At 61.5% G+C, this 7,259-nt stretch carries 3 protein-coding genes; all 3 read left to right on the top strand.

What is annotated here, in order from left to right:
• Window positions 1-43: 43 nt before the first annotated feature.
• The 3 genes from P406_RS13660 (at window position 44) to P406_RS13670 (ending at window position 6,914) form a co-directional block, all read left to right on the top strand.
• Window positions 44-1,720 (top strand): cyclic peptide export ABC transporter, encoded by a 1,677-nt coding sequence (locus P406_RS13660; protein ID WP_046236473.1) that lies wholly within the window; start codon window positions 44-46, stop codon window positions 1,718-1,720.
• Between the two features lie 306 nt (window positions 1,721-2,026).
• A complete protein-coding gene (locus P406_RS13665; protein ID WP_046236474.1) occupies window positions 2,027-4,258 on the top strand; it encodes a TonB-dependent siderophore receptor in 2,232 nt (743 codons plus the stop codon).
• A gap of 244 nt (window positions 4,259-4,502) precedes the next feature.
• Window positions 4,503-6,914, top strand: a complete 2,412-nt coding sequence (locus tag P406_RS13670; protein ID WP_046236475.1) for a TonB-dependent siderophore receptor — start codon at window positions 4,503-4,505, stop codon at window positions 6,912-6,914.
• The last annotated feature ends 345 nt before the right edge of the window (window positions 6,915-7,259 follow it).

Consider the following 7,259-nt stretch of genomic DNA (forward strand, 5'->3'; position numbering starts at 1 on the left):
GAACAAGCCCACGCCGCACTCACGGACACTGACGAGACACACCATGACCCGCACAACTGAAAGCCTCGCCCGGGAAACCCTGAGAATCCTCAAGCCATTCTGGTGGCTGGTGGCGCTATCGACCTTGCTGGGGATTGTCAGCGGCCTGAGCGTCACCGGCCTGCTGGCCACCATCAACAACGCGATGAACATGCCCGGCGGGCCGGACACGCAGACCGCGCTGCTGTTCGCCGGGTTGTGTGTGCTGACCCTGGCGTGCTCGACCCTGTCCAACCTGTCGACCAATTACGTCGGCCAGCGAGTCGTCGCCAACCTGCGCCGCGAGCTGGCGGCCAAGGTGCTGGTCGCGCCCATCGAGCAGCTGGAACGCTATCGCGCGCACCGCCTGATCCCGGTGCTGCTCAACGACGTCAACACCATCAGCACCTTTGCCCTGTCGGTCGCGCCGATGGTGATTTCGTTTACCGTCACCCTAGGCTGCCTGGCCTATCTGGCCGTGCTGTCCTGGCAGATTCTGGCACTGACGGTACTCACCGTAGTGCTCGGCACCGGCGCGCAATACCTGGCGCATGCGTTCGGCATGCGCAGCATTCTGGCCGCGCGCAACAGCGAAGACGAATTGCAGAAACACTATCAGGCGCTGTCCGCAGGCGCCAAGGAGTTGCGCATTCAGCGCAAACGTCGTCAGCACATGCTCGACGAAAAGATTCACGGGGCCACTGAGCACATCTGCCGCTCGAACATTCGCGCTGCCAACATCTTCGTCAGCGCGGAAACCTTCGGCTCGATGCTGTTCTTTGCGGTGATCGGCATGGCCATTGCCTTTCAAGCGCTCTGGCCGACGACCGAAAAGACCGTACTGGGCGGCTTCGTGCTGGTGATGCTGTACATGAAAGGCCCGCTGGAGCGCCTGATTACTGCCATGCCCGGCATCAGCCGTGCGCAGATCGCCATGCGCCGCATTGCCGAGCTGTCATGGAAATTCTCCAGCCCCGAACCGCACCTGCTGGTCAGTGACCGCCCGACGTCGCTGGCCAGCATGCACACGCTGGAGCTGCACAACCTGCGCTATGACTACCCGCCGGTCGAGGGCAGCGACGCCTTTCACCTCGGCCCGGTCGACCTGAGCATCAAACAGGGCGACATCGTGTTCATCGTTGGTGAGAACGGGTGTGGCAAGACCACGCTGATCAAGCTGCTGCTGGGCCTGTACACGCCGCAACAGGGCGAGATCCGCCTCAATGGCCAGGCCGTCAGCGCGGAAAACCTGGATGACTACCGCCAGCTGTTCACCACGATCTTCGCCGACTACTACCTGTTCGACGAGCCGTTGCAGGGCCAGGCCGCGCTGCCGCAGGACGCGGGGAAATACCTGGAGCGCCTGGACATCGCGCACAAGGTCAGGATCGAGAACGGTGCCTTCACCACCACCGATCTGTCGACCGGTCAACGCAAGCGCCTGGCGCTGATCAATGCGTGGCTGGACGAGCGTCAGGTGCTGGTGTTCGACGAGTGGGCCGCCGATCAGGACCCGGCGTTCCGTCGCGTGTTCTACACCGAGCTGCTGCCGGAACTGAAGCAACAGGGCAAGACCATCATCGTGATCTCCCATGACGACCGCTATTTCTACGTCGCCGACCAGTTGGTGCGGATGCAGGCCGGGCAGATTCAGGTCGAACAGGTTCACAGCGAAACCCGCGACAAAACTATTCCGGCGTGATTCACCCACGCCTTGAACGCCCCGCCCGGTACGTCCGTGAGCGGGGCTTTTTTTTGCCTGTGCACTCCGCGCCACGCTCAATTGCTAGCCAAACGCCATGTTTTTTTGTGAATTGTGAAAAAAACATTAAATAAACGTTATTCGCTTTCGTTCTCATTAACAGCGAATTGCGCGCCCAGCCATCTCTCGCGCAGCGCCCCATAAAAAAGTAGCTCACGCCTGCCCGGTCGACGGCTGGACCCGACTGCGCAGACCTGAACGACGCCCCCAATCTCCTTGCCGATACTCACTGGAAAGAGCCAATTCATGCACAACCCGTCACGACTCACCCCGCTCAGCAAAGCGTTGATGCTCAGTCAGATGTTCCGCTCCCGGCCATCCATGGCGGCCATGGGTCTTGCGCTGTGCATGCCGGTGGCCAGCCAGGCGCAGGAAACCGTCGCAGACGATTCGAACACGACGGGCACGGTCAATCTGGCCCCGACCGCAATCGACTCGCATTACCTGGGCACCAGCACCGACGGCACCGGTTCCTACACCACCGGCGCAGTGAGTATCGGCAAGGGTGCACCGCAATCGCTGCGCGAAACACCGCAATCGGTGAGCGTGGTGACTCGGCAAGTCATGGATGACAACAACCTCACCAGCCTCAGCGACGTGCTGGAAGACACTCCGGGTATCACCTTCCAGTACCGCAACTTCGGCGGCCACGTGTACACCTCACGCGGCTTCTCGCTGCTGGCGGAAAGCTTCCTGGTCGACGGCATTGGCGGTCAGGGCTATCAGATCACCGGCTGGATGCAGCCGGACATGGCGATCTACGACCGCGTGGAAGTGCTGCGCGGCGCGTCAGGGCTGCTGGTCGGTGCCGGTCAGCCCGGCGGTGCGGTCAATCTGGTGCGCAAACGCCCGACAGCCGAGAACAAATTTTCGATCACCACCCGCGCCGGCTCATGGGACCAGTACCGGGTCGACCTGGATGGCAGCGGCAAGCTCAACGATTCCGGCACCCTGCGCGGGCGCATGGTCGCGGCCTACGATGACAGCGGTTCCTACCTGGACGGTCGCGACAGCCGCACGCCGCTGCTGTACGGCATCGTCGAAGCCGACCTGAGCGATGACACCACCCTGACCATGAGCCTGCGTCGTCAGGAACAGGTTATCAACGGCTACTCGATCTATGGCCTGCCGCGCTACAGCAACGGCCAGTCGCTGGGCCTGTCGCGCTCGACCAACCTGGCGCAGAAGTGGAACCGCCATGAAAGCGACATGACCGAGGTGTTCACCGAAGTCGCGCATCGCTTCAATGAGGACTGGACCAGCCGGACGTCGTTGACCTATTCCCAAGGTGGCTTCGATCAGAACATTGCCTTCGCACGGGGCGCAGTGGATCCCGTGACGCTGGCGGGTTCCAACTTCCAGGGCACGCTGTTCCGCAAGGACGAGGTCGACAGCGTCGGTCTGAACAGCCAGCTGGAAGGCAATTTCAACGCGTTCGGCCTTGAACATCAAGTGACCCTGGGTGCCGACTGGTCGAAGCAGAACGCCAACACGCATCAGGCGACCGTGACCAGACGCACCGCAGTCAACGTTTTCGACGTCAACGAGAATGCGTTTGCCAAACCGGCCCGTCCCGCTTGGCAAAATGACATCGACACCACCGAAGAACGTGCGGGCCTGTACGCCAACACGCGTATTCACCTGAGCGAACCGTTGAGCGTAGTGCTGGGCACGCGCCTCAGCTGGTATGACTACAAGTACGACGTCAAAACCGGTGCGGCAAATAGTTACGAATCCAAGCAGACTCAGGAATTCACCCCGTTCGCCGGCCTGATCTATGACATCAACGACAGCTGGTCGTGGTACGCCAGCTATGCCGACATCTTCACGCCACAGGCCAACTACGTCACCGCTGGCGGCTCACCACTGGATCCGGCCATCGGTTCCAACTACGAAACCGGCTTCAAGGGCGAGCTGTTCGACAAGCGCATGAACCTGTCGATGGCGCTGTTCTATATCAAGCAGAAAGATGTGGCTGCCGTTGATGTGAACACCACTGAACTGTGCCCTACCAGCTCCGACGGCTCCTGCTACCTGCAGGACGGCATCAGCCGCAGCAAGGGCGTCGATGTCGAGGCCAGCGGTGAAGTGCTGCCAGGGCTGCAAGTGTTCGGCGGTTACACCTACAACATGCTGCGCAACAACGGCGACTCGGATGTGGCTTACGAAACGCCGAAACACATGCTGCGCCTCAACACCAGCTACAACCTGCCGGGTGCCTGGAACCGCCTGACCCTGGGTGCTGGAGTGTCGGCGGATTCGGGTTACGAAGTGCCGTCCAACAAAGAACTGGGCGTGGCCGGTCGGGCCATCTGGGATGCCAGGGCGTCATGGAAACTGGACGAAAACTGGAAAGTGTCACTCAACGCCGAAAACCTGTTCGACCGCAAGTACTACACCACCTCGATCGCCACCGACCGCTCCAACGTCTACGGCGAACCGCGCAGCTACGTCCTGACCTTGCGGGGGGATTTCTGATCTAAGCTCAGCGTTATGGAAATCCCTGTGGGAGCTTGCTCGCGAAGGCAATGGTTCAAACGCCCTGATTTCACGGACTGGACAGGCCTTCGCGAGCAAGCGAAGCGTTGATCGCGCGGCGCGGCACCATCGTGCCTATGCCCCGCGCGGAGCGGCTTCGGTTCGTGATACAGCGCTCTGCACGCGACCGGGCTGCCGGAAATGCATTATCCTTCGCCATTGATCTCAACGAGCCATCCCTCCCATGCAAACATCCTCCAGCCGTCTGCGCACAGGCCGCGTGAAAACGCTCGGCCTGCGTCTGGGCGGTGTGGGGTTGTTGCTGGCGTTGAGTGTCCAGGGACAGGCGCTGGCGGAAGAATTCGAGTTCGATATCCCGGCCCAGACGCTGAGCAGTGCCCTGAAGGAGTTGGGCCGCCAGTGCGACCTGCAAATCCTCTATAACCCAGACGACCTGAACGGCAAGCTCAGCAGCCCGGTGCATGGCAGGCTGACGCCCGAACAGGCAGTGGCCGACCTGCTGAAAAAAGCCAACGTAGCGCACAGTCTTGAAGACAACACCCTGACCCTTGGCGCGGCTGCCTCCGCACACACCATGAATCTCGGGCCGGTGGCGATCAAGGGCGACTCGTTCGGCATCACCACCGAAGGCAGCGGCGCGTATGCGGCCACTGGCGTGAGCATCAACAAGACCGCTCAGTCGCTGCGCGAAACGCCGCAGTCGGTCACCGTCATGACCCGCCAGGTGATGGACGACAAAAACCTCACCGGCCTCGACGAAGTGATGGCCCAAACGCCCGGCATCACCTTTTCTCAACGTAACTTCGGCTCTCATGTCTTCAGCTCTCGAGGCTTCGCGCTGGAGGACGAGAGTTACATCATCGATGGCGTGGCTGGCCAAGGTTACAGCGTGACCGGCTGGATGACCCCGGACATGGAAATCTACGACCGCGTCGAAGTGCTGCGCGGCGCGGCCGGTCTGCTGATCGGCGCAGGCAACCCCGGTGGCGCGGTCAATCTGGTGCGCAAGCGCCCGACCGCCCTGCCGCAGTTGTCGATTACCACCCGCGCAGGCAGTTGGGACAACTACCGGGTCGATCTGGATGGCAGCAGCAAACTCAACGAGTCAGGCAGCGTCCGCGGGCGTTTTGTAACGTCCTATGAAGACCGCGGCTATTTCACCGATGGTCTGCAGAAAACCGCACCGTTGCTCTACGGCATCCTGGAAACCGACCTGAGCGAAGACACCACCCTGACCCTGGGCGTGCGCCATCAGAACGCGGACACCAAAAGCTTTTCGATCTTCGGTCTGCCCCGCTACAGTAACGGCAAGGCCATCGACCTGCCGCGCTCCACGTCGTTGGCCCAGGATTGGAACCGCCACCAGACCCGCACCGACGAAGTGTTCAGCGAGCTGGAAACCCGCTTTGACGAGAACTGGAGCGGCACACTGTCGGCAACCCACTCCGATGGCGCTTTCGATCAGAAGGTGGCCTACGCACAGGGCGCTATTGATCCAGCGACGCAGAGCGGTTCCCGACTGGTCAGAACCCTGTTCCGCTCGGACGATATCCATAGCAATGGCATCGACGCGCACCTGGACGGCCGGTTCGACGCCTTTGGCCTGACTCACCAGTTGACCGTCGGCGGTAATGGGTCCGAGCAGAAACGCGAGTCGCGCTATGCCACAGTCAACGCCAATCAGCCGCTGGCTATCTTCAGCCCCGACCACGATGCGATTGCCGAGCCTACGCGCCCGGCCTGGAGCAGCACGGACTACAGCGACAAGCGCTATGGCGTCTACAGCAACCTGCGCCTGAGCCTGACAGAATCGTTGAGCCTGGTGATGGGTGGCCGGGTCAGCAGCTATGACGATCAGACCACGTCCGCAGGCGTAACCCGTCGCGCGCAGGAGGACAATCAGGTCACGCCGTTTGCGGGGGTTATCTACGACCTCAGCCGGGACTGGTCGTGGTACGCCAGTTACACGGATATTTTTCTGCCGCAAAGCGCCTATCGAACCGCCTCAGGCACGCTGCTTGATCCGGCCATCGGCGCCAGCCATGAAACCGGAATCAAGGGCGAGCTGTTCGACAAACGTCTGAACGTGTCACTGGCGCTGTTCTATGTGAAGCAGAAGGACGTGGCCGTCGAAGATGATGCCAATGCGGGTCAGTGCCTGAGCAATGATGCCTATGGGACCTGCTACCTGAACGGTGATATCCGGCGCAGCAAGGGCATCGACATGGAAGTCAGCGGCGAGCCGTTACCGGGGTTGCAGACTTTGGCCGGGTACACGTTCAACATCACCCGCGGCAGTGACGGGCAATCGATTTCAGCAGAAACACCCCGGCATATGCTGCGCCTGACCACCAGCTACACCCCGCCCGGCGCCTGGCGTCGGTTGAGCGTCGGCGGCGGAGTGTCGGCGCAGAGCGGCTACTCGGAACACGAGTCGACCCAACCCATCGATAACGCTGGCCGGGCCGTCTGGGATGCCCGGGTCGCGTGGAAAATCGACGAACACTGGTCGGTGGCCCTCAACGGCAACAACCTGCTGGATCGCAAATACTACAAGGCCACCGGCGACATCGACCGCGGCAACTACTACGGCGACCCGCGCAACTACGTGCTGACCCTGCGCGGAGATTTTTAAGCGACACTCGCGCCGCGCACTCTAGAGCGGACGCAGAGCGTCCAGAAAGGCATGCCCACGCTGGAGTGAACTGACCCCAAAAAGTCGGACGGTTGACTATCGTTCCCATGCTCCGCGTGGGAATGCAGTTCGTGACGCTCCGCGTCACACAGCGGTTCTGTGATGTCAGATAGATTGAGGCTCGGCTCAGGTCACCTTTTCGCCCCTCGGCGACCTACTTTGATGGGGCCAAAGTAGGCAAAACCCGCAGCTCCGTTTCCGGCCCGACTTCGTCGGGTTCCTTCGCCCTGTCACTGATCCGGGGGTCGCCGCAACGCGCTATCCATGGCGCGGTGCGGCTAGCCC

The organism is Pseudomonas syringae pv. coryli str. NCPPB 4273, from assembly GCF_000972175.1.
In the GTDB taxonomy this organism is placed as follows: domain Bacteria; phylum Pseudomonadota; class Gammaproteobacteria; order Pseudomonadales; family Pseudomonadaceae; genus Aquipseudomonas; species Aquipseudomonas syringae.